Origin of the sequence: Lachnoclostridium edouardi (assembly GCF_900240245.1) — a bacterium.
GTDB classification, from domain to species: Bacteria; Bacillota; Clostridia; order Lachnospirales; family Lachnospiraceae; genus Lachnoclostridium_A; species Lachnoclostridium_A edouardi.
Window position 1 is genome coordinate 1,346,403 of the sequence record NZ_OESQ01000001.1, and the last position, 24,537, is coordinate 1,370,939.

13 protein-coding genes are annotated in these 24,537 nt (G+C 44.4%); 1 reads left to right on the forward strand and 12 read right to left on the reverse strand.

All coding sequences use genetic code 11. The features are described from left to right. Window positions 1-17: 17 nt before the first annotated feature. The 11 genes from C1A07_RS06245 to rpoB all read right to left on the reverse strand — a co-directional run bounded on the left by C1A07_RS06245 (window position 18) and on the right by rpoB (window position 22,615). Window positions 18-785: a hypothetical protein gene (locus C1A07_RS06245; RefSeq protein ID WP_101876348.1), complete on the reverse strand. Its 768-nt coding sequence runs from the start codon at window positions 783-785 to the stop codon at window positions 18-20. 15 nt (window positions 786-800) lie between these two features. After that, window positions 801-1,046 carry a F0F1 ATP synthase subunit C gene (locus C1A07_RS06250; RefSeq protein ID WP_101876349.1) on the reverse strand — a complete coding sequence of 82 codons (246 nt, stop codon included), beginning with the start codon at window positions 1,044-1,046 and terminating at the stop codon, window positions 801-803. 13 nt (window positions 1,047-1,059) lie between these two features. After that, window positions 1,060-3,138 carry a hypothetical protein gene (locus tag C1A07_RS16070; protein ID WP_145996041.1) on the reverse strand — a complete coding sequence of 693 codons (2,079 nt, stop codon included), beginning with the start codon at window positions 3,136-3,138 and terminating at the stop codon, window positions 1,060-1,062. Window positions 3,139-3,150: 12 nt separating this feature from the next. Continuing rightward, window positions 3,151-9,348 carry a collagen-like protein gene (locus C1A07_RS06260; protein ID WP_101876350.1) on the reverse strand — a complete coding sequence of 2,066 codons (6,198 nt, stop codon included), beginning with the start codon at window positions 9,346-9,348 and terminating at the stop codon, window positions 3,151-3,153. A 371-nt stretch (window positions 9,349-9,719) separates the two neighbouring features. Further along, window positions 9,720-10,913, reverse strand: a complete 1,194-nt coding sequence (gene tuf, locus C1A07_RS06265) for an elongation factor Tu (RefSeq protein WP_101876351.1) — start codon at window positions 10,911-10,913, stop codon at window positions 9,720-9,722. A gap of 158 nt (window positions 10,914-11,071) precedes the next feature. Then, window positions 11,072-13,192, reverse strand: coding sequence for an elongation factor G (gene fusA / locus C1A07_RS06270; RefSeq protein WP_101876352.1), 2,121 nt, complete (start codon window positions 13,190-13,192; stop codon window positions 11,072-11,074). A gap of 74 nt (window positions 13,193-13,266) precedes the next feature. Further along, the gene (rpsG, locus tag C1A07_RS06275) at window positions 13,267-13,737 is read right to left on the reverse strand and encodes a 30S ribosomal protein S7 (protein WP_101876353.1); all 471 of its coding nucleotides are present in this window, start codon (window positions 13,735-13,737) and stop codon (window positions 13,267-13,269) included. A 177-nt stretch (window positions 13,738-13,914) separates the two neighbouring features. Beyond that, window positions 13,915-14,334, reverse strand: a complete 420-nt coding sequence (gene rpsL / locus C1A07_RS06280) for a 30S ribosomal protein S12 (protein WP_101876354.1) — start codon at window positions 14,332-14,334, stop codon at window positions 13,915-13,917. A gap of 156 nt (window positions 14,335-14,490) precedes the next feature. After that, the gene (locus tag C1A07_RS06285) at window positions 14,491-14,964 is read right to left on the reverse strand and encodes an acyl-CoA thioesterase (protein ID WP_101876355.1); all 474 of its coding nucleotides are present in this window, start codon (window positions 14,962-14,964) and stop codon (window positions 14,491-14,493) included. 165 nt (window positions 14,965-15,129) lie between these two features. Next, window positions 15,130-18,750, reverse strand: coding sequence for a DNA-directed RNA polymerase subunit beta' (gene rpoC, locus C1A07_RS06290; RefSeq protein ID WP_101876356.1), 3,621 nt, complete (start codon window positions 18,748-18,750; stop codon window positions 15,130-15,132). Window positions 18,751-18,769: 19 nt separating this feature from the next. Then, window positions 18,770-22,615: a DNA-directed RNA polymerase subunit beta gene (gene rpoB / locus C1A07_RS06295; RefSeq protein ID WP_101876357.1), complete on the reverse strand. Its 3,846-nt coding sequence runs from the start codon at window positions 22,613-22,615 to the stop codon at window positions 18,770-18,772. Between the two features lie 212 nt (window positions 22,616-22,827). Here rpoB and C1A07_RS06300 point away from each other — a divergent pair, with 212 nt between their 5' ends. Beyond that, window positions 22,828-23,277, forward strand: a complete 450-nt coding sequence (locus C1A07_RS06300) for a hypothetical protein (protein ID WP_101876358.1) — start codon at window positions 22,828-22,830, stop codon at window positions 23,275-23,277. A gap of 79 nt (window positions 23,278-23,356) precedes the next feature. Here the strand turns inward: C1A07_RS06300 and C1A07_RS06305 are convergent, their stop codons facing one another. Beyond that, the gene (locus tag C1A07_RS06305; RefSeq protein WP_101876359.1) at window positions 23,357-24,529 is read right to left on the reverse strand and encodes a mandelate racemase/muconate lactonizing enzyme family protein; all 1,173 of its coding nucleotides are present in this window, start codon (window positions 24,527-24,529) and stop codon (window positions 23,357-23,359) included. Window positions 24,530-24,537: the final 8 nt, after the last annotated feature.

Consider the following 24,537-nt stretch of genomic DNA (forward strand, 5'->3'; position numbering starts at 1 on the left):
GCTTCCTCCTGCTTGAATTAAATACTATAATCATACATACGTCCTTTATATACAATTCTGGCTCCCTCGCATATAGAGGAATCCTCCTGGTACAAAACCTCCCCGTCCTCCGCCTCATTTACCTCTAAAACTTCCAGGGGAATCTGTACTGTCATTTTGCTGTCCAGCCTGGCATTTTCTGCCTTCACCCAATCTGCAAAACCCACAATATCCCCGCTTTTCTGCATCTTTTTCCACTGACAGAACACCTGAGCTTCCTCCGGGGACAGAATTTCTTTTAGAAGAGCCTCCTGCTGTTCTAAATTTAAGGAGGACAGCCTGTACAGATTTTCAAAATCCAACAGCTCTTCTAAAGCTTTAAACACCTGCCGCAAAGCTCTTTCTTCCCCTGATTCTGCCTCCTCATCTTTTAAAGCCTTAGCTAACTGGCTGGGGGAAAATGCAAACTCCGCTTTTACTCTCCTGTATGTTCTGGAAAACGCTTCATCCTGATAAGGAGCCTCTTTTACTGTCCCGGAAATCTGCACAGGCAGCGACATCTCTCCAACCCCGGATTTTTCGGTTTCAGAAATAGCAGAAAGACTTTTTATTCTCTCCCTTTCCTTTTCCAGCTCCTCCAGCTGCCTGCTCTTTTTCTCAATTAATTCATCATACATGCCAAACAGGCGGCCTGCGTCTCTCTCCACCTGCTTCCCGGTTAGCCGGACCATCTGTCTTAGGACAAACAGCATAAACAGATTCATAACCGCCAGTACCAACAGTACTGCAATAAATATATACAGCATAGGAAACCTCTATTTTCAGGATAACAGCGGGTTAAAGAACAGCAGCATAAATACCAGGGCAAACAACAGTAAAAGCAGTATGGTCAACACAATGGCCACCACCATTACGCCCTGTATAATATCGCTTTTTGTTTCCGGATTCCTGCCAATAGCCTCCGCCATTTTAGAGCCTAAAATTCCCAGGCCGATTCCTGTTCCCAAAAACGCCAGCCCTAAAATCAAGCCCACTGCCGTCATTGTGGATGCTAAAATATTTTCCATAGTTTATCTCCTTTTACTCTTCCTGCTCTGCTTTATGGTCAGAAGTTTTCTCATTGTCCTTTAAAGAATCATCATCCTGATCCTGATCTTTTTCAGCAGAAGGCTCTTCCTCCTCACCTTCTGATTCTGAGCCATCAGAAGTGTCCTCTTGGTTTTCATCTTCCCGGCCCTTATCTTCAGTCTCATTATTTTCCGTATTCTCGCCGGAGCCTCCGGCTTCGCCGGCTCCAGTATTCTCCTGGACGCCTCCGTTTTCCGTGCCGCCGTTTTGGCCGTTATTCACGCTTCCATGATTCTCTCCAGTCTGATTGCCGGCACCATTGTCAACGCCACCGGTGCTGCCGCTTCCGCCCGTATTACTGCCTCCGTCAGTGCCGCTTCCGCCACCGGTGCTGCTGCCGCCTGTATTACTGCCTCCGTCAGTGCTGCCGCTTCCGCTGTCTGTGTTACTGCTTCCGCTGCCCTCTGACGGTTTTTTCCCTTCATCAGCAGCGCTGCCATCCGGGATAATGATTTCATCCTCATCCAGAATCTCTTCATCAATAATTTCCGCGTCTCCGCTGAATCCCGGCACTAAAAAGGAGCATGTGGCAGTTAAAGTTGTTTTTCCCTGCTTCATTTTAAGCTCCAGGGTTAAATACTCTCCGCTTAAACCGCTGTCCTTTCCATATGTGATGCTTCCCTTAACTACTCCGCTGGCCATATTGTTAGCGTTAATCACTACGTCCACATCTCCCACTGTATCGCTGCCCTCCAGCAGTCTGACAGACGGAGAGTTTAAATGAAGAGACTTATCAAATCTGGCTTCAAATTCAATGCGGCTGTTCGTAATCTTATATATGGAAAGGTCAATTTCATTGGCAGTTGTCATGGCGTAAGCCACGTCCATTACAACTGTGTTGCCCTCCTCATCCAGATAATATAAAGTCAGCTTATATTTAGAGTCTTCTTCTAAATCGTAAATGGAAAATATGTAGTCCGACGGGTCCAGGTCAAATACCTGGGCTGTATCTTCTATAATCTGAGAATTATTTCCTGTCCTTTCTGCCTTCAGCCGAATAACGCTATAATTCATCAGAGGGTCATCTACTACATAATAAACATCTATAGATGCAGGGTAGGTTTCCACCCTTTTTAAATACATTCCTTTTCTTCCTGTTACAGTCTCCCCGGTTCCTCCAGAACCTCCGGACATGCCGTTGCCTCCGTTTCCGCCGGTGCCTCCTGTACCTCCGTCTCCGCCGTCGCCGCCAGAACCGCCGGTTCCTCCGGAACCGCCCTGGCCGCCTAAGCCTCCAACACCGCCGAGGCCGCCGATACCGCCGGTTCCTCCCTGGCCTCCAGTTCCTCCAAGGCCGCCTGTACCTCCCTGACCCCCTGTGCCTCCGTTGCCGCCTCGGATTGTCAGTTCAATCACATCAGGCTGAGTCTCATACACTTTATTTTTTGTCTCCCCCAGCACCTTATCCAGCTCAATCATTCTGTCTCCATAGCTTAAAGTCATCAGCTCCAGGTCCAGGGACATAGAGCCGCTGCTTACAAGGGCAGGCTCTGATGTTTTCACATTTACCGACTTGTTTAAAAATCTGGCATTTCCATTTTTGTCCCTGGAAATATACAAATATTTTCCTGTATTTACATGTCCTGTACTGTCTCCTATCTGCTCTCCTGTAACCAGATAATTATTGTCGCTTAACCTGAAAAAGCTGGGCGTATTTAAGTCGGATACAGCTGTATACTCATTAATGGTAGAAATGCTGCCGTTTTCGTGAATCTGATACCCGTCTGCAAATACCTTTAAAATTCCGCTGCCCTCATCCATAATTACAGACTGTTTTCCCAGATTATATTGTCTGTCCCCGTCTGTAAGTATAAAGCTGTCGTCCCATCTTTTCTGCACCCTCCCTTCATTGGCCAGCACAATTTCCTGATTGGCCGAGTCGTATGCCACGCTGTCAGCGGCAATCACATACACATTTTCCTGGCTTGCCAGCACATGTCTGATGCCAAAAGCCATTCCTCCAGTAGCCGCCGCCACCATAAGCCCAAACAGATTGAACATCAGCTTTGTTTTTTTATTTAATTTCCGCATCTGTACATCCCCCTATCTGCTCCAGCCTCGTTTTCTGTCTATAATTGCCGCCATCACTGTTTTCTGTGGCCATGACCTTAATCTTTTCGCCCTCAGTCTTGCATCTGTCTGAGTTGCAGTTACATTTAAATATTTTCCTTCATTCTGAGAAATTCTCAGGAGAGGGGTATTAATATCGTCCCCGTAAAACTCTGTTACTACTGTATATCTGTCTGCTTTTTCAAATGATATATCCATAGTAATTTCAGTTTTCTCAACTCCGCTGCCGCTGACTGAGGTCTTCAAATTATCATCTGTAAGAGCCACATAGTTTGTGTCTTTTCCGTATATAATATCCTCTGTTTTTGGCATAAAGGAGCATCTTACATATTTCAGTCTGTGAAGTCCGGCTGCATTGTACAAGGTCATTACCACATGATTTGCATCCTTCTGATCCAGAGTAACTTCATTTTTATCAATTAGAATACCTGTTTTTCCAATGGTTCTCTGTTCATACTCTGTCAGCATCACAGCCTCGCTTGTAGGTGAATCTAAATCTGCGTCAATGGAAATCTCTTGTTTTCCCTCCAGCTCCTTGTCCATAATGACAAACATCTGCACCTTATAATCGCAGTCCAGCTCCAGGCCTGTCAGCTCCAAAGTTCTGGTTCCGTGGGTACAGTGGGCCTTTAACGCCGCCGCTGTCTCCGGATCGCAAATATCATCCCAGTCTACAACCTCCCAGTCGATAGGCGTTTTCTTTTCTGTATCGTCAGGCTCATACTTTGCCTTCATAATTCTGATTACATATCCGCCCCACAGAGAATCTAAGGTTGTATTGTTGTATGGGTCTGTGCCATCCCGTCTGATGGGAATATAATTTTTATTTCCATCTAATTCCGGCGCCCCGCTTTCTGTCAGCTTTACATATGCCTCAGAAGCTACTACGTGGCTGGAATCCCCCAGAGAAGTAGTTAAAATTAAATCCTGCTTTGGATTATTAGGATCATCTGTATTTAACTCCTCAATCAAGCGGATAGACACCTGATTGTTAGGCGTAACCATAGGCTTATAGCTTAAATCCTTGGACCACTGAACGCCGGCGTTCAGGCTTTCATAATCTGCCTGAGAATAATCTGTCCCCTCCGGATATGCGGAGATTCTCACTGCATAAGTCCGTCCCGGGAAAATTCTTTTCTGTCCCTGGACAGGAGCCGGCGGGGCCAGGTTATACCGCATATAATTGTCCTTCTTTGCCAGCTGCCCCTTAGACGGCTGGAAAAATCTTTGCTGTGGGTCAAACTGATTAAAGTCGGCTCCTGTTTTTGCCGATCTTTCCTGCAGCTCCTCATAACTGTAAGCCAGCTTAGCCGGGTCAGGGTTATCTTTGTCAATTCCGTCTGTTACGTCATAAATATCATACCTGAACTGCACCCCGGTAATAGAGTCCACATCATAAAGCAGCTGAATCATTTTATAGTTGTAATATTCATCTATAATTTCTTCATTTTTAATAGTAATATCTACTTCTTTTAAAGTCCGGAAATTAAAATATCCGTCCTTTCCTTCAATATCCTTAAATATAACTGGTTTGCTTCCCTGACCGCCTGAAAGAACAGCAGACAAATACACTGTATAATCTGTATCCTTTGCCAGGCCGTCTAAAATTACTTTATATGTATCCCCCTCCTGTCCCTTTTTCAGTTCCTCCATAGAAATTTTCTTTTCTATGACAGAACCGCCGGATACAGGGGCCACTGTGAAAATAATTTCTTTATTTGCATTACCTGAGCCCTGAATTAATTCTTCTACCTGAGCCGACAGCTTAAAATCAAACTCTGTCTGATATAAAGCCGGCACAAACTGCGGATCGCGGACAACTGGTATAATGTAATCCAGCAGCTGTCCTTTTAAGGTCTGGGCGTCCTTTCCTACCTCCATATATTTAGGCACTATTACTGCCTGAGATCCGGAATTGGTGTAAGAAGCTCCCTTCTCTCCAATGGAAAGATTCAGATTCCACGTAACATTTTCATCAAATCCGCTTTTTAAAGGCAGCTTAATATTGTCTCCTGCAATTTCTGTATTGCCGGAGGACTTAAAAATACTTCCCATAATTGAATTCTGGGATTCCAGATTATTGCCAGAGCTAATTCCGTAATAAGCGCCTCCGTCCAGCTGCAAAGCAATAAAATCATTTGCATCAGGCTTTACCCCATATCCATACTCTTCTTTCGCATAAATTGGGCGGACTGTAATGCTGAAGGTTTTTCCCTTAAACTCAGCTACGTCATTTCTCAAAATAGAAGCATAGTAAACATTGTTTCCCCCAGCCTCTACAGAAGCAATCACTGTCTTTTGCAGCCCCTGTCCGTCAGTGAAATATGCCTGAACTCCGGCCAGCTGATTATTATTCTTCTCCTCTCCCCCTGGAATGTTCATTTCCAGAAGCACACAGTTTTTCTCCAGCTCATCCTGGTCAGAACCGCGTTTTAAAGAACTAATGGCAGGAGGATTTAAGTACACATTGTGCTGCTGCTTTGCCAGCTCTCTGTCAATTCCATCATTATTTTCCCCGTCGTTAAAGGCCTTATATCTGCCTCTGAGAACTAAGGTATCTTCAATTTCCTTATTGCTTCCATAATTCAGGGAGAATTTAATTTCCTGATATTCCTCAGATTTTTCAGGATCATACTTCTCTTCTGTTTTAGACAGTCCCGTGCCTCCGTTCCAGGAAAGAGTAAAGGAATCTTCTGTCAAAGCTTTATCTGGATCATTGGCTTTTATCTTCCATACAGCCTCCTCAGAGTTTAAGGATACAGGATAAACATGATACTCCGGCTTAATTCTGGGAGCTTCACAATTTCCGTCATTTTCCTGACTTCTTAAAACCTGGCTGACTCCGCTGTATTCAGGATACTCATATGGATATTTATATTGAGGATTATCATTTACATCCAGAATAACATCATATGCAAATACATACCTGTTTCCTCTGTCCAGATCTTTTTTATAAATATAAGTGTAATTATTGTAAGGGCTTCCTGATTTATTTATTTTTCCTGTCTTTCCGTCATTGTCGTCTCCTCCAATTAAATAAATCATGCCTGGAAGGAGGGAGCCCCAGCCTTCCTGGTTTCTGGAATAAGTGTAAACAGCCGCCGCCTGAGCCTCCATTTCCTCCAAAGGATTGTCCTTAGAAACCTTATTAATTTCAGCGTCATAAATTTCTTTATTAAAAGCGTACATAATATACTGTTCAGCAAAGCTGCCGCTGTTGTCATACTGAGGCTCTAAAATAAATCCTAAAACTGCTGTGTTAGGAAGGGTTTCATCTACAGGAAGTCCCATGCCCACAGCCAAACTTTTCGTCACAGCCGTCACCTTTAAAGGATCGTCTGGAATAGCAGGAGGCGTCTCCAAAGGACTTAAAGAAAGGGTTTGATTCTCCACCTCTATCTTATTTACAAAATCCGTCTGATTTTTTCCAAATCTGTAATCAACAGTAGCAGTATAATCCTCCAGATAATCAATAATCAAAGTATAATTTCCTCCCTGAATATTGCTGTCATTAATGTGGAAATCAATATTTGTAATATTAAAATACGGCTCTTCTGCGTCTGTTTTAGCAAATACAGTGTCATAGAAGCTGCTTTCATAGTCTAACTTATTATTTCCGTCTATCTGCTGTCTGATTTCAAATTCCTTTGTGTAGGTTCCTATGGTACGGTTTCCCTGTTTTAATGTAAAATGAGCGCTTTGAATTTTGTGGGCTTCATACTGGCCATAGGAAGAAGCAGTTCCGTCTGTTCCTGTTTTAAAATATATTTTGGCGTTTAAAGCATTGGCGCCCCCATCCTTCACTTCCTCCATGACAGCCTGAATTTTCTTTGTCCCCGGAGTTTTTACAACAGTAGTAGTCAAAAGCTGTGAGGTAGAGCTGTCCTTAGGCCAGCCGTACAAGCTGAAGCGATATGTGGTATTGGCCTTTAATCCTGTCAAATTCACAGGAACCGTGGCCACCTGGGTATCTCCGGAAACAGTAGGATCTGAGAAATATGTATAAACATCATGCTCTCCGATTAACTCATCATAAACCCGCACAGTTAATGGCTTTGTCTGCTCTACATCTAAAAGCGCCCCGTTAAAATGAATTTCCAGATCGCCTTCAATTGTTTCATATTCCTGCTTATTAAGCTTAAATACAAAATACGGCACTCCCGTTTCCTGATCAATATAAAAGGGTTCTGTGGCCGGGGATTCATATTCTACTGTCTTCTCATTGTCATAAAACTCCACTACCAGCTTAACTATATAATCTGTATCTGTTTTTATTGTTTCACCGTCAGGATAAATGGCAATGGTATCCATACCGTTTCCATACACGCTGGTTACAAAATCTCCCAGCTTTCCTCCGGCAGACTGGTACACGTCATATCTGTAAGCCGTGATTCCGTGATCTTCATCTACAAATGATTCTGTTCCCCCTGCATCCGGAGTTGCGTCCGGACGAATCTCAAAATATCCTTTTGGATTGTTGGCCACCACCGGAGGCTTTGTTATAATTGGCGCCTTTTTCAAGGTAGTGTAGGAGGAACTGGACACAGAAACAAAGCGATTCGTTTTTACATCAAAAACCTGCAGTTCCAACTCATAGGTAGTGTTGCTTTTTAAATCACTAAAGTCCACGGTTTTTGCCTGTGAGGTCAGCTCCACCTCCTTTTCAATGGAGGAGCCGTTGTCTGCCTTTAAAATCACCTTGGCTTTAGTTACGTCTGAATAAGGCTTTTTCTCTAAAATAATTGACAGAGAATCTGACATTCCTACATGGTATTCTTCCACCACTCCATATGAGGAGGTGGAAAAGGTTCTGTTAATAAATATTTTAGAGCCCTCTGTCTGCTCCTGGTCCTCTACATTAGTCAGGCGGTAGGAAACGTCAAATGAAAGGCGGTACTGGCAGTCAGGCTGCAGCTGGTCAGTGGAAAAGGTAATGTCGTTAAATGAGGATAAGCTGTCAGCCTCATATTTTTCCGCTGCCACCTCTGTATTGCTTCCTATATCTACAATGCGGACAATTCCTTCTTCCAGCTCTACTCCCTCTACATCGTCAGGATTATCCACGGCAATTGTACCTTTTGCCTCTGATACATCATAGTCAAATTCCGTCAGCACATAAGCAGGCATCACTACTTTTTCTGTATCAGTCGTAGTGCCGCCTCCGCCTCCTGCAGAACCGGTGGAACCGTTAGAGCCATTGGAACCGCTTTTTCCGTCATTTCCGCTGGAACCGCTGCTTCCTGCTGAGCCTTCTGAACCTACCTGGCCGTCCTCCCCTTTTTCGCCGCTGTTTCCCTCTTCTCCGTCGTCCCCGGCCTGTCCTTCCTGTCCTTCTTTTCCGTCCTCGCCCTTCTGGCCCTGCCGTCCATTTTCTCCGTCCACAGTTGTAATATCAAATTTAGGAACCTTTAATTCTCTGTCAGCTGCCGGAGTTACAGGAATCGTACCTGTTTCATCCATAGTAATCTCATCAAAGGTCAGGCTGACTTCCCCCTGCTGAAGCACAGCTTTATTCTCCAGGTCCAAAGCCGTGCCGTCTGACAAGCTGATTAAGCTTCCTACTGCCAAAACCTGAAAAGCTTTCTCCTCATTCGCAATCTGCACAACCCCTTTATCTACATAGACAACCTCCACATATCCATTGGTTTCTACTACCTCCTGATTGGGAAGAGTAATCTCAATAGACGGGGAGGAAACTAAATATTTATTGTCATTTACCTTCCATATATAATCCTGAAATTCTAAGGGAGTTCCCTGGTTATCTAAAAAATATTTTTCATTTTGTCTGGCCATTACAGAATCACTGCCTAAATTGTAGTAATTCAGCAGACCATTCTGCAGCTGGTTAAATTCCAGCACAACTCCCTGTTTAAAGGTACTAATAGATTCATCTGCATAGTGAATAAAAAAATCCTGGGAAAGCTCTTTCTTTTCCCCATTCATATCTGTAAAAGCAATTCCGTCAGGATAAACCTTTTTATATTTTGTACCAGCAGTAAAATAAACAGGATGGGGCACGGCGTTTCCATTTTCTCCCTCCTGTAATTCCAGCACATATCCGTCCCCGAAAAATGCCGGCGCGCTTCCCTGATTTCTGATCGAATAAATAAAAACTCCTCCTGTGAGGATTACTGCTAAAATCATAACAAATACAAAAATTCTCTTGCTCATCAGATACTCACTTCTCCTAAGTTATTTTGTTTCTTTTCCATTTTATATTGTTATTCTATACCCCCCCCCCGGCATACATGGTGGGGGTATTTTTTTATTAAAAAAAATTTAAGACATTTGTATTATACATAAATAATTTTGGACAGTAAAGCTATTTTTTCAAATCTTTATATAATTCTGCAAATTAAACAATTACTGGAATTATCTGCTACATATTTTGGACTTTTTGAGCATCAAAATAAGCATCAAAAAAACCCGGAAAGCAAAGCCTTCCGGGCCATTTTATACTTGGACACAAATCATGCATACACATGAAGTTTATATTCGATTGAGAACCTTTATTTGTGTTTCACAAAAAAGTTCAATGATTCTTATTCAACGATAGAAACTACTCTACCAGATCCTACTGTACGTCCGCCTTCACGGATAGCGAAACGAAGTCCCTGCTCCATAGCTACTGGGTGGATCAGCTCAACAGTCATCTCTACGTTGTCGCCAGGCATACACATCTCTGTGCCAGCTGGTAACTCGCAAACGCCTGTAACGTCAGTTGTTCTGAAGTAGAACTGTGGACGGTAGTTGTTGAAGAAAGGTGTATGACGGCCACCCTCGTCTTTTGTCAGAACGTAAACCTGAGCTGTAAATTTATTATGGCATTTTACAGAACCTGGTTTAACAAGACACTGTCCTCTTTCGATTTCAGTTCTCTGAACACCACGAAGCAGTGCGCCGATGTTATCGCCAGCCTGAGCCTCGTCAAGGAGCTTACGGAACATCTCGATACCAGTTACAACAACCTTACGGCTCTCCTCTTTAATACCAACGATCTCAACTTCGTCAGATACGTGAAGAGTACCACGCTCTACTCTACCTGTAGCAACAGTACCACGGCCTGTGATAGAGAATACGTCCTCTACTGGCATCAGGAATGGCTTATCTGTGTCACGAACTGGGTCTGGAACGTAGCTGTCAACTGCAGCCATTAATTCCAGGATCTTGTCGCCCCACTCGCTAGATGGATCTTCAAGAGCCTTTAATGCAGAACCCTGGATGATTGGTGTGTCATCGCCTGGGAACTCATACTCTGTTAACAGGTCACGAATTTCCATCTCTACTAATTCAAGAAGTTCTTCGTCGTCAACCATATCGCACTTGTTCATAAATACAACGATATAAGGAACGCCTACCTGACGGGACAGAAGGATGTGCTCTCTTGTCTGAGCCATAACACCGTCTGTAGCAGCTACAACCAGGATAGCGCCGTCCATCTGAGCAGCACCAGTAATCATGTTCTTAACGTAGTCAGCATGTCCTGGGCAGTCAACGTGTGCATAGTGTCTGTTCTCTGTCTCATACTCAACGTGTGCTGTAGAGATAGTAATTCCACGCTCTCTCTCTTCTGGAGCCTTATCAATATTTTCAAAAGCAACAGCCTCACCTGTACCTAATCTCTCATGCAGAGTCTTTGTGATAGCAGCTGTTAAAGTTGTTTTACCATGGTCAACGTGTCCGATAGTACCAATGTTACAATGCGGTTTGTTTCTTTCAAACTTAGCTTTAGCCATTTTATAACGTCCTCCTTAATTTGCGCCCTGTTGAGGGCTATTATAGTTTTCTATATCTAGGCTGTCTTTAATTATATTCTATTTGAACACGATTTTCAAGCCTATTTTCCGGGTTTCCGGCCGCGAATTAAGCTGCCGGAAACCGGTAAAGCAGATTATTATTTGCCTTTTCTTTCAGCAAGAACTTTCTCCTGTACACTCTTTGGTACTGGTTCGTATTTCTCAAAGAACATGGAGTAGTTACCACGTCCCTGTGTTCTGGAACGCAGGTCTGTGGAATATCCGAACATTTCAGAAAGAGGGACAAATGCTTTGATCATCTTTCCGCCGCCAATGTCGTCCATACCTTCAATACGTCCGCGGCGGGAGTTAATATCGCCGATAACATCACCCATGTAATCCTCTGGTGTTGTTACCTCTACCTTCATAATTGGCTCCAGAAGGATAGCGCCTGCTTTGTTCATGGCATCCTTAAATGCCAGAGAACCAGCGATCTTAAACGCCATCTCAGAAGAGTCAACCTCGTGGTAGGAACCGTCGTATACAGTAGCTTTAACGCCCAGCACTGGGAATCCGCCTAAGATACCTGCCTTGGAAGCTTCCTCAATACCTGCGCCGACTGCCGGGATGTATTCCTTAGGAATCGCACCGCCCACAACAGTAGACTCAAACTTGAATACTTCTTCTGCGTTGGCATCCATTGGCTCAAAGTGAACTTTACAGTGACCGTACTGTCCACGTCCGCCAGACTGTTTTGCGTACTTGCTGTCTACATCAACAGCCTTTGTAAATGTCTCTTTGTAAGCAACCTGAGGAGCGCCTACGTTAGCTTCTACGTTGAACTCGCGAAGGAGACGGTCTACGATAATTTCCAGATGGAGCTCACCCATACCGGAGATAATTGTCTGTCCTGTCTCTGCGTCAGTTCTTGCGCGGAATGTAGGATCTTCTTCAGCCAGCTTTGCAAGAGCCTCGCCCATTTTGCCCTGACCAGCTTTAGTCTTAGGCTCAATAGCGATATCAATAACTGGCTCTGGGAATTCCATGGACTCCAGAATTACTGGATGCTGTTCATCACAGATTGTATCGCCAGTACCTGTTGTCTTAAATCCAACAGCTGCAGCAATATCGCCAGAGTAAACCTTGTCGATTTCCTGTCTCTTATTTGCGTGCATCTGAAGAATACGTCCAACACGCTCTTTCTTTCCCTTTGTTGCGTTCAGCACATAAGAACCGGAGTTCATAGTACCGGAGTAAACGCGGAAGAATGCCAGCTTACCAACGAATGGGTCTGTCATAATCTTGAAAGCCAGAGCTGCGAAAGGTTCTTCGTCAGAAGAGTGTCTTTCTATTTCATTACCCTCTAAGTCAACGCCCTTAATAGAAGGAACGTCTAATGGAGAAGGCATAAATTCAATAATTGCATCCAGAAGCTTCTGAACGCCTTTGTTTCTGTAAGCTGTACCGCAGCATACAGGAATAGCGGCACATGTACATGTGGCTTTTCTCAATGTAGCTTTCAGCTCTTCTACAGAAGGCTCCTCACCTTCCAGATACTGCATCATCAGATCATCGTCTAATTCGCAGATTTTCTCTACTAATTCTGTACGATACAGTTCTGCATCATCCTTCATATCCTCTGGGATATCAGTGATGGAGATATCATCGCCCTTATCATCATTGTAGATGTAAGCTTTCATTTCAAATAAGTCGATAATACCCTTAAATTCATCTTCTTTGCCAATAGGAAGCTGAATGCAGATTGCATTCTTTCCTAATCTTGTTTTAATCTGATCTACGGCTCCGTAGAAGTTAGCGCCTAAAATGTCCATCTTATTGATGAAAGCCATTCTTGGCACGTTGTATGTGTCTGCCTGACGCCATACGTTTTCAGACTGTGGCTCAACACCGCCCTTTGCACAGAAAACGCCTACAGCGCCGTCCAGTACACGAAGGGAACGCTCAACCTCAACTGTAAAGTCAACGTGTCCAGGAGTATCAATAATATTGATACGATGCTCTAATGCGCCTGGCTTTGGCTTACAGTTTTCCTGCAGAGTCCAGTGACAGGTTGTAGCAGCGGAAGTAATTGTAATACCACGCTCCTGCTCCTGCTCCATCCAGTCCATAGTGGCGGTTCCTTCGTGAGTATCACCAATTTTATAATTTACACCAGTGTAATAAAGGATACGCTCTGTTGTGGTGGTTTTACCAGCATCAATATGAGCCATAATACCAATATTTCTGGTTCTTTCCAATGGATATTCTCTTCCAGCCAATGGATTTTCCTCCTTATGATTTAAAACCAAGCATTTACGCGCATTTCTTTAAGAAACCTGCGCCTGCCGTCTGATTAGAAACGGTAATGAGCAAATGCTTTGTTTGCTTCTGCCATTTTGTGCATATCTTCTTTTTTCTTTACAGATGCACCTGTGTTGTTGGCAGCATCCATGATTTCGTTAGCCAGTCTTTCTTCCTGGGTTTTCTCGCCTCTCTTGCGGGAGTAGAGAGTAATCCAGCGAAGTGCAAGAGCCTGTCTTCTTTCTGGTTTAACCTCGATAGGTACCTGGTATGTGGCTCCGCCGATACGTTTAGCCTTAACTTCCAGAACTGGCATAATGTTGTTCATAGCCTCTTCAAATACTTCTACAGCGTCCTTGCCTGTCTTCTCTGCAACACGGCCGAATGCGCCGTATACGATCTTCTGGGCAACACCCTTTTTACCATCTAACATAATGTTGTTTACCAGCTTGGTAACAACCTTGTTATTGTATAAAGGATCTGCCAATACGTCTCTTTTCTGAGTATGTCCTTTACGTGGCACGTTACTTCCCTCCTTAATCATTGTGCACGGCTTTTACCGCGCTTATTAAATCCTCGGTACTCACGCGGCACAGCTTCCCCACTGCGCTTTAGTGTCGTGCTCGGTTCCTCAATCTATATTCCTGCAACCTACAGGGTCAATATCAAAAAGTCCGGCACTTAAATATTATTGCGTGAATTATTTCTTGTCTTTTGGTTTCTTAGCGCCGTACTTGGAACGAGCCTGTTTCCTGTTAGCAACACCTGCTGTATCCAGTGTACCTCTGATAATGTGGTATCTGGTACCAGGTAAGTCTTTTACTCTTCCTCCACGGATCAGAACAACGCTGTGCTCCTGAAGGTTGTGTCCCTCTCCTGGAATGTAGCTTGTTACTTCGATACCGTTAGAAAGACGAACTCTGGCGATTTTTCTCAGAGCAGAGTTTGGCTTTTTAGGAGTAGCTGTCTTTACTGCTGTACATACACCTCTCTTCTGCGGAGCAGACATGTTGGTTGCACGCTTCTGTAAAGAATTGTAGCCTTTCTGAAGAGCCGGAGCTGTAGACTTCTTTTCTGTAGTCTGTCTTCCTTTTCTAACTAACTGGTTAAATGTTGGCATTCTTTTCACCTCCTGTGATATTGTCTGTGGTTGCGCTTAAATCAGCGTATTTTTGCATACAAAAAACGTATCCTGTTTTCGCACGCTTCATTATTATATCTACATTGCCATTTTGTGTCAAGGGTTTTTCCCAAAAACTGACGAAAACCGGGAAAATTAAAAGCCTTCCCGCCGTCTTTGTCTCCGCAGCTGAGCCCGCTTCTCCCCTGTGGCCCAGGCATTTTTTTCTTCCTCAGTCTCCAAAATCAGCTTAGGCACCTTGGCAGGTTTTCCCCCCTGAATAGCCACATAAACTAAAAACGCTCTATTTACCATATCTCTGGAGCCGTCCAGACTTTCTACAAATGTGTCTACCTGAACCTCCATTGAGGTATTTCCCACATACGTAACTTTCCCCACCAGCACTACGTTTTGGTTAGGCAGCACTGGCTTTACAAAATGCAGATGATCTACTGCGGCAGTGGTAACTGCTGCATTGCAGTGGCGCCTGGCTGTAATGGCCCCTGTTTCGTCTATCCAGGCCATCAGACTTCCTCCAAACAAACGGCCTGCGGCGTTTAAATACCTGGCTCTCACTATATACACCTGCTCTGTTCTGCTTTCTGAAACTTTCTTATACCTTTCTTCCATTATTAATATCTCCTGCTTTTTTGTTTTTGTTTCTTCTATAATTAACAGAATTAAAAAGCGCCTCTGGGCCGGAAGCTTTTGATTGGCAGAATACAAAGTTTTTTTATGAATCAGGAAAGAGCTGCCCTGAAAACATAGTTCAAAGACAGCCCTTCCTGTTTATTCTTAGATTTCAATTTCTTCTGCAATATCCAGAACTTCCTCAGCGTTTTCCTCGTCGCTGAGCATGATTTCATCATCCATAGACATGTCGGTATCCAGCTTTACTCCACGGTATCTCTTCATACCAGTACCTGCCGGAATCAACTTACCGATAATTACATTTTCCTTCAGACCGATCAGATGATCCACCTTTCCGTTAATGGCGGCCTCAGTAAGAACCTTAGTAGTCTCCTGGAAGGAAGCGGCAGATAAGAAGGAATCTGTAGCCAGGGAAGCCTTTGTAATACCTAACATTACCTGTTTGCCCTCTGCAGGCTTCTTGCCTTCTTCAATTAAGGCTTCATTCATATCGTTAAAGTCCAGAACGTCCATAGAAACTCCCGGCAATACGTCTGAATCTCCACTTTCCTCTACCTTAATCTTCTTTAACATCTGGCGCACAATTACTTCAATATGCTTGTCGTTAATTTCTACGCCCTGGAGACGGTATACACGCTGTACTTCCTGGATCATATAATCCTGTACTGCCCGAACTCCTTTGATTTTAAGAATATCATGTGGATTTACACTACCTTCAGTCAGCTCATCGCCGGCCTCCAGCACCTGACCTTCCTGAACCTTAATTCTGGAGCCATAAGGAATCAAATAGGTTTTGGAATTGCCTGTTTCATTATCTGTAACAACGATTTCTCGTTTTTTCTTTGTATCTTTAATGTTGACTACGCCGCCAAACTCAGCGATAATTGCCAGACCCTTTGGCTTACGCGCCTCAAAAAGCTCCTCTACACGGGGAAGACCCTGTGTAATATCGCCGCCGGCAACGCCGCCTGTATGGAAGGTACGCATAGTCAGCTGTGTACCAGGCTCACCGATAGACTGAGCCGCAATAATACCTACTGCCTCTCCAACCTGCACCGGCTGTCCTGTAGCCATGTTGGCGCCGTAACATTTTGCGCAGACTCCAATATGGGATTTACAGCTTAAAACTGTACGGATCTTTACAGAATCTCTTCCCATCTTCTGAAGCACCTTCATCACTGCAGCCGCACGTTTTGGCGTACACATGTGGTTTGCCTTTACAACTACTTCCCCTGTGTCAGGATCTGTAATTGTCTCTGCAATATATCTGCCTGTCAGTCTCTCTTCCAGACTTTCAATAGTCTCCTGTCCGTCTGCAAATGCCTTAATCTCCATAAACGGAATGCTTTTTCCCTCACAGCAGTCAGTTTCTCTTACAATTAAGTCCTGAGATACGTCTACCAGACGTCTTGTCAAATAACCGGAGTCAGCTGTACGGAGAGCCGTATCAGACAGACCTTTACGAGCTCCATGAGCGGAAATAAAGTACTCCAATACATCCAGACCTTCACGGAAGTTAGACTTAATAGGAAGCTCAATGGTGTGTCCTGTTGTATCAGCCATCAGACCTCGCATACCGGCCAGCTGCTTAATCTGTTTGTCAGAACCACGGGCTCCGGAGTCGGCCATCATATAAATATTATTATATTTATCAAGGCCTGTCAGCAGATCGTGAGTAAGCTGATCGTCAGTGTTCTTCCATGTCTCAATAACTTCTTTATAACGCTCTTCCTCTGTAATAAGACCGCGGCGGAAGTTTTTAGCAATTCTGTCTACAGTGGCCTGAGCGTCTGCAATCAGCTTAGGCTTGCTTTCAGGCACAGTCATGTCGGAAATAGAAACTGTCATGGCTGCTCTTGTAGAATATTTATATCCAATAGCCTTAATATCGTCCAAGGTTACAGCTGTCTGTGTAGCTCCGTGAACATTAATAACCTTTTCCAGAATCTGTTTTAACTGCTTCTTTCCAACGTGGAAATCCACTTCCGGCTTTAACTCGTTGCCTTCAATGGTTCTGTCTACAAATCCCAGATCCTGAGGAATAATCTCATTGAAAATGAAACGTCCCACAGTAGACTCTACCACGGCGCTGTGTACAGTTCCGTCTGCCATAGGTCTTTCTACTCTTACCTTAACTCTGGAATGTAATGTAACCACGCCGTTTTCATAAGCTAAAATAGCTTCATTTACGCTCTTAAAGCACTTTCCTTCTCCCTTGGCTCCCGGTCTTTCCTGAGTCAGATAGTAAATTCCAAGTACCATATCCTGAGAAGGAACAGCCACAGGGCCGCCGTCTGAAGGCTTTAACAGGTTGTTAGGGGACAGCAGCAAAAAGCGGCACTCAGCCTGAGCCTCTACAGACAAAGGCAGATGAACAGCCATCTGGTCGCCGTCAAAGTCAGCGTTAAAAGCAGTACAAACAAGAGGATGGAGCTTAATAGCCTTACCTTCTACTAAGATTGGCTCAAAAGCCTGGATACCCAGTCTGTGCAAAGTAGGAGCGCGGTTTAACATAACTGGATGCTCTTTAATAACATCCTCCAGCACATCCCAAACCTCAGACTGAAGTCTTTCTACCATTTTCTTAGCGTTTTTAATGTTGTGAGCCGTACCGTTGGAAACCAGCTCTTTCATAACAAAAGGCTTAAACAGCTCAATAGCCATCTCCTTAGGCAGACCGCACTGGTAAATCTTTAACTCCGGTCCGACTACAATAACTGAACGTCCTGAATAGTCTACACGTTTTCCCAACAGGTTCTGACGGAAACGTCCCTGTTTACCTTTCAGCATATCAGAAAGAGATTTTAAAGCTCTGTTTCCAGGTCCGGTTACAGGTCTTCCTCTTCTTCCGTTGTCAATGAGAGCGTCTACAGCCTCCTGCAGCATACGTTTCTCATTGCGGACAATAATATCAGGAGCTCCCAGCTCCAGCAGTCTGGCCAGACGGTTGTTGCGGTTAATAATTCTTCTGTACAGATCATTCAGGTCAGAAGTAGCAAAACGGCCGCCGTCCAGCTGTACCATAGGGCGGATATCCGGAGGAATAACAGGAATCACGTTCATAATCATCCATTCCGGACGGTTGCCGGAGTTGCGGAATGCCTCCACAACCTCCAGTCTTTTAATAATTCTGGCTCTCTTCTGCCCTGTAGCTTCTTTTAAACCTTTTCTAAGCTCTTCAGAATCCTTTTCCAGGTCAATGGCCTGCAAAAGCTCCTGAATTGCCTCAGCGCCCATTCCCACACGGAAAGCGCCGCTTCCATATTTCTCTATTTCATCACGGTATTCCTTTTCAGACAACACCTGTTTGTACTGAAGAGCAGTCTGACCTGCATCCAGCACAATATAGGAAGCAAAATACAGAACCTTCTCCAGAGTTCTGGGCGAAATGTCCAGAATCAGGCCCATACGGCTTGGAATACCTTTAAAGTACCAGATATGAGACACAGGAGCAGCCAGTTTAATATGTCCCACACGTTCGCGGCGGACGCTGGCTTTAGTCACTTCCACGCCACACCTGTCGCAGATCACACCTTTATATCTGATCTTTTTATATTTTCCGCAATGACATTCCCAGTCCTTTGTCGGTCCGAAAATTTTCTCACAGAACAAACCGTCTTTTTCTGGTTTTAATGTTCTGTAGTTAATTGTCTCCGGCTTCTTTACCTCGCCGTGGGACCACTCCAGAATCTTTTCCGGGGAAGCCAGACCAATCTTAATGGCGTCAAATGTCAATGGCTGATAAGTTTCATTTGTCTCAGGCATGTATGATACTCCCTTCTACTTATTCTTCGTCTTCAAAAGCCTCATCGTCATCTGTTTCAAAGGCATCGTCAGCGAAATCGTCGCTTTCCACATCCACCAGCTCGTCACCCTTAAATTCCTGCTCCTGATATCCGTAGGAGCCATAGGATTCTTCCTGATTGTAGTGTCTGTCGCCTTCTATGATGGAACGCAGGTCAGTATCGCCGTAGTCAATATTCTCTGTCAGCTCTACTTCTGTGTTATCGTCTCTTAAAACTCTAACGTCAAGTCCCAGAGACTGCAGCTCTTTCAGAAGTACCTTAAAGGACTCCGGAATACCTGGCTCAGGGATATTTTCACCTTTGATAATAGCCTCGTAAGTCTTCACACGTCCTACTACGTCGTCAGATTTTACTGTAAGGATTTCCTGCAGAGTGTAGGAAGCGCCATATGCCTCCAAAGCCCAAACCTCCATCTCTCCGAAACGCTGGCCGCCAAACTGAGCTTTACCTCCTAATGGCTGCTGTGTAACAAGTGAGTATGGGCCTGTAGAACGAGCGTGAATCTTATCGTCAACCAGGTGATGAAGCTTCAGGTAATGCATGTGTCCAATGGTAACAGGGCTGTCAAAGTACTCTCCTGTACGTCCGTCTCTTAAACGAACCTTACCGTCTCTGGAAAGAGGAACTCCTTTCCACAGCTGTCTGTGGTCTAAATGCTCTTCCAAATACTCCATAACTTCTGGTTTTAAAGTATCTTTATATTTATCCTGGAATTCTTCCCAGGTAGAATTAACATAATCATTGGCCACATCCAGAGTATCCATAATGTCAATCTCGTTTGCCCCGTCAAAGACAGGTGTGGCAATGTTAAATCCAAGAGCTTTTGCAGCCAGGCTTAAATGAATCTCCAAAACCTGACCAATATTCATACGTGAAGGCACGCCCAAAGGATTCAGCACAATGTCCAAAGGACGTCCATTTGGCAGGAACGGCATATCTTCTACTGGAAGCACGCGGGAAACAACACCCTTGTTTCCGTGACGGCCGGCCATTTTATCACCTACAGAAATCTTTCTCTTCTGGGCAATGTAAATGCGCACTGTCTCGTTTACTCCAGGTGACAGCTCGTCGCCGTTTTCTCTTGTAAACACCTTAGCGTCCACAATAATACCGTATGCGCCGTGAGGCACCTTTAAAGAAGTATCACGAACCTCTCTGGCCTTCTCGCCAAAGATGGCTCTAAGCAGTCTTTCTTCTGCTGTCAGCTCAGTCTCTCCCTTTGGAGTAACCTTGCCCACCAGAATATCTCCGGCGCGAACCTCTGCTCCGATGCGGATAATACCTCTTTCATCCAAATCCTTTAAAGCGTCCTCGCCTACGCCTGGAACATCTCTTGTGATTTCTTCCGGTCCTAATTTTGTATCGCGGGCCTCAGCCTCATACTCTTCAATATGAACAGATGTATATACGTCTTCCTGAACCAGTCTTTCACTTAACAGAACCGCGTCCTCGTAGTTGTAACCCTCCCAGGTCATAAATCCAATAAGAGGATTCTTTCCAAGAGCAATCTCTCCGTTTTGTGTAGACGGGCCGTCGGCGATTACTTCCCCTGCCTGAACGTGATTTCCCTTGAAAACAATAGGCTTCTGATTGTAGCAGTTGCTCTGGTTGCTTCTGGAAAACTTAATCAGACGGTACACGTCTCTGTTTCCGTCGCTGTCTCTTTTAATAATAATCTCGTTGGAGGCAGAACGCTCAACTACGCCTGCATTCTTTGCCACCACGCATACGCCTGAGTCTACTGCGGCCTTAGATTCAATTCCAGTTCCCACTACAGGAGCCTCTGTCATCAGAAGCGGCACTGCCTGACGCTGCATGTTGGAGCCCATCAGGGCGCGGTTGGCGTCGTCGTTCTCCAGGAAAGGAATCATGGAAGTAGCTACTGAGAATACCATCTTAGGAGATACGTCCATCAGGTCTATATTTCTCTTCTGGAACTCAGATGTCTCCTCACGGAAACGTCCAGATACATTGTTGTGAATAAAGTAGCCGTTTTCATCTAAAGGCTCGTTAGCCTGAGCTACAATAAAGTTATCCTCCTCGTCTGCAGTCAGATAAACAACCTCATCTGTAACTCTTGGATTTGCCGGGTCCGTCTTGTCTACCATACGGTAAGGAGCCTCGATAAATCCGTATTCATTTACCCTTGCATATGTTGCCAGGGAGTTAATCAGACCAATGTTAGGACCTTCAGGCGTCTCAATAGGACACATACGTCCGTAATGAGTATAGTGAACGTCGCGGACCTCAAATCCGGCTCTGTCTCTGGACAGACCGCCTGGACCTAATGCAGAAAGACGTCTCTTGTGAGTCAGCTCTGCCAGAGGATTGTTCTGATCCATAAACTGTGACAGCTGGGAGCTTCCAAAGAACTCTTTTACTGCAGCTGTTACAGGCTTAATATTAATTAAGGACTGAGGAGTAATGCCCTCCATATCCTGTGTCGTCATTCTCTCACGAACTACACGTTCCATTCTGGAAAGTCCGATGCGGTACTGGTTCTGAAGCAGCTCGCCTACGGCGCGGATACGTCTGTTTCCCAAGTGGTCAATATCGTCAGCCGTTCCCACTTCCTCCTCCAGATGCATATTGTAGTTAATAGAAGCAATAATGTCTTCCTTTGTAATATGCTTTGGAATTAACTCGTGAATATTTTTGTGAATCGCTTCCTTGATCTCTTCCTGGCTTCCACATTCTGACAGAATAGTTTGAAGCACTGGATAGAATACTAACTCTGTAACACCAACTTCCTCCGGATCAAAGTCCACATAAGCAGACAGATCTACCATCATGTTGGAAAGCACTTTCTGGTTTCTTGTAACGCCCTGAATCCAAACGTGGGCAACGCCTGCGTTCTGAATTGCAGAAGCCAGCTCCTTATCTACAGATGTGCCCTTTTCTGCAACGATCTCGCCTGTGGACTCGTCTACTACGTCCTCAGCCAGAACATGACCGGCGATTCTGTTTTTCAAGTGAAGCTTTTTATTAAATTTATATCTGCCGACTTTCGCCAAGTCGTATCTTCTGGGATCAAAGAACATACTGTTCAGTAAGCTCTCTGCACTATCAACGGATAAAGGCTCGCCTGGACGAATCTTTTTGTACAGCTCTAAAAGACCATCCTGATAATTGTCAGATGTGTCCTTTCCAAAGCTGGCCAAAAGCTTAGGCTCCTCGCCGAACAGATCAATAATCTCTGCGTTTGTGCCATATCCTAAGGCACGAATCAGCACTGTCACCGGTACTTTTCTGGTTCTGTCTACACGCACATAAAAAATATCATTGGAATCTGTCTCGTACTCCAGCCATGCTCCTCTGTTTGGAATTACAGTGCAGGAATACAATTCTTTACCGATTTTATCATGGCCAATGCCATAGTAGATGCCTGGGGAACGTACCAGCTGGCTGACGATTACTCGTTCAGCGCCGTTAATGACAAAAGAGCCAGTATCCGTCATAAGCGGTAAGTCACCCATGAAGATCTCATGTTCATTGATTTCATCTTTATCTTTATTGCAGAGTCTCACCTTTACTTTTAAAGGCGCTGCATAAGTAGCATCCCGCTCCTTGCATTCTTCGATTGTATATTTGATATCGTCTCTACACAATGTAAAGTCTACAAATTCCAAACTTAAATGTCCTGCAAAATCAGCGATTGGAGAGATATCATCGAAAACCTCTTTCAATCCCTCATCAAGGAACCACTGGTAGGAATCCTTCTGAATCTCAATCAGGTTAGGCATATCAAGAACTTCTTTTTGCCTTGAAAAACTCATTCTAAGGCTTTTCCCTGCATGGACCGGACGCATTCTGCTTTTTTCCATTGACGTTTCACCCCTGTTTTCTTTTTCTATCTATAGACATAGTGTGCCCAAAAGGCACATGCCTCCACAATAGTGCACATTACATATTATCATAGGGTTGTCAAGGTGTCAAGGATTTTTTACTTGCACTTTTCGTCAAAAAATGGTATACTATCCCAGATAGGTTTGTCCTATAAAATATGAACAGAATAACGAACCCGGAGGTAATCCCCATGCTGAACACATTTTTAGATGTAGTACTGGTTATTATGGTACTTGTGTTAATCGCATTAGTAGTACTTTATTTTTTAGGCCGAAAGATGGAAAAACGCCAGATGGAACAGCAGGCCGCCATTGAAGCCGCTGCCCAGACTGTGTCCATGCTGATTATTGATAAAAAGAAACTGCGCCTGAAAGAAGCCGGACTTCCAAAGATAGTTTACGAGCAGACTCCCAAGTATCTGCGCCGTTCTAAAGTACCGGTAGTAAAAGCAAAAGTAGGACCTAAGTTTATGACTCTCATGGCTGATGCAAAGGTATTTGAAGCCCTTCCTGTAAAGTCTGAGGTTAAAGTAGTTGTCAGCGGAATCTACATAACAGAGATTAAAAGCGTAAGAGGCGGCACCATTCAGACCCCGCCAAAGAAAAAAGGATTTTTTGCAAGATTTAAGAAAAATAAATAAAACCACAAAAAAGTCTGGTATGTGGTACCAGACTTTTTTATATATTATATATTTTTATGTACTATATATAAGGAAGAAACTATTCAGAATATTTCTCAACAACATCCCAGTTCAGCTCAATTCCAAGGCCCGGGCCTTCAGGAACCAGATAGCTCATCTCCTTATCGTGCTCTAAAGGATTCTTCAAAAGCTCTGTTCTTAAAGGATTAAAGTTTTCTTCTGATTCAATAAACGGCACGTTAGGCAGGGAGGCTGCAAAGTGAATATTAGCCGCGGTCAGCACTGCCGAGAAGAAGGTGTGGGGGGTAAACAACTTATTGTAGGCCATAGTGAGAGCCGCGATTCTTCTGCACTCAGTAAAGCCTCCGCTCCACCCCAGGTTTGCCTGAACCACATCTAAAGCTTTCATGGAAAGCAGCTCCTTATATCTGGCCAACCCCTGCTCTGACTCGCAGCCTGCCACCAGAATATTTTTCAGCCGGGCAGTCATTTTCACGTAGCCTTCCACATCATCTGTTCTTGCCGGCTCTTCTATCCAGAAAATCCCCAGCCTGTCCAGATCTGCTTCTGCAGCCAGCACATCCTCCACTGTCCATGTACAGTTCATATCCAACATCAAGGTTTTGTCTTTTCCCACTGTGTTTCTCACCAGCTCCACCCGCTTCATATCCTCCTCCTGGGAGATGGTAAAGCTGCCGTTTCTCATATACTGCAAAGGCATTCTGAAATTCTTTCTGGATCTGCCCACCTTCATTTTAAATGCGCTGTAGCCCTTTTCCAGATAGCCTTCCATTTCTCTTTTTAAGTCGTCCTCTGTTTTGTCCTGTCCATAAAATCCGGCGCTGGCATAGCCTGACACCTTATTTCTGTTGGCGCCGAACAGTCTGTACAAAGGCATACCAGAAGCTTTTCCTACAATATCCCACAAGGCGATATCGATGCCGCTGGCAGCTCCCATAACGATTCCACGCCTGCCGTTGGCCCAGTTGTTCCACAGCATTTTTTCCCACAGTCTCTCTGTGTCTAAGGGATTTTCCCCTATAAGTAAAGGCTTCAGCTGGCTTTTCACCACCTCCGCCATAGCCTTTGGGGAAGCCCCAAAGGTAGCGGATTCTCCAATGCCTGTCAGCCCTTCATCTGTTTCCACCAGGATTAAAAACGCTCCTCTTCCGTAGCAGCAGCTTAAACCGTCGGCAATAAATTTTTCATAAGGAAATTTTAAGCTAATTGTTTTAATATCTGTAATTTTCATTTATTTAC

Coding starts and splice junctions, on each gene's coding strand:
- tuf (WP_101876351.1), bottom strand. CDS start 10,913: ATGGCTAAAGCTAAGTTTGAAAGAAACAAACCGCATTGTAACATTGGT.
- C1A07_RS06260 (WP_101876350.1), bottom strand. CDS start 9,348: ATGAGCAAGAGAATTTTTGTATTTGTTATGATTTTAGCAGTAATCCTC.
- rpoB (WP_101876357.1), bottom strand. CDS start 22,615: ATGGAAAAAAGCAGAATGCGTCCGGTCCATGCAGGGAAAAGCCTTAGA.
- C1A07_RS16070 (WP_145996041.1), bottom strand. CDS start 3,138: ATGCGGAAATTAAATAAAAAAACAAAGCTGATGTTCAATCTGTTTGGG.
- rpoC (WP_101876356.1), bottom strand. CDS start 18,750: ATGCCTGAGACAAATGAAACTTATCAGCCATTGACATTTGACGCCATT.
- C1A07_RS06250 (WP_101876349.1), bottom strand. CDS start 1,046: ATGGAAAATATTTTAGCATCCACAATGACGGCAGTGGGCTTGATTTTA.
- rpsL (WP_101876354.1), bottom strand. CDS start 14,334: ATGCCAACATTTAACCAGTTAGTTAGAAAAGGAAGACAGACTACAGAA.
- C1A07_RS06300 (WP_101876358.1), top strand. CDS start 22,828: ATGCTGAACACATTTTTAGATGTAGTACTGGTTATTATGGTACTTGTG.
- C1A07_RS06305 (WP_101876359.1), bottom strand. CDS start 24,529: ATGAAAATTACAGATATTAAAACAATTAGCTTAAAATTTCCTTATGAA.
- C1A07_RS06285 (WP_101876355.1), bottom strand. CDS start 14,964: ATGGAAGAAAGGTATAAGAAAGTTTCAGAAAGCAGAACAGAGCAGGTG.
- C1A07_RS06245 (WP_101876348.1), bottom strand. CDS start 785: ATGCTGTATATATTTATTGCAGTACTGTTGGTACTGGCGGTTATGAAT.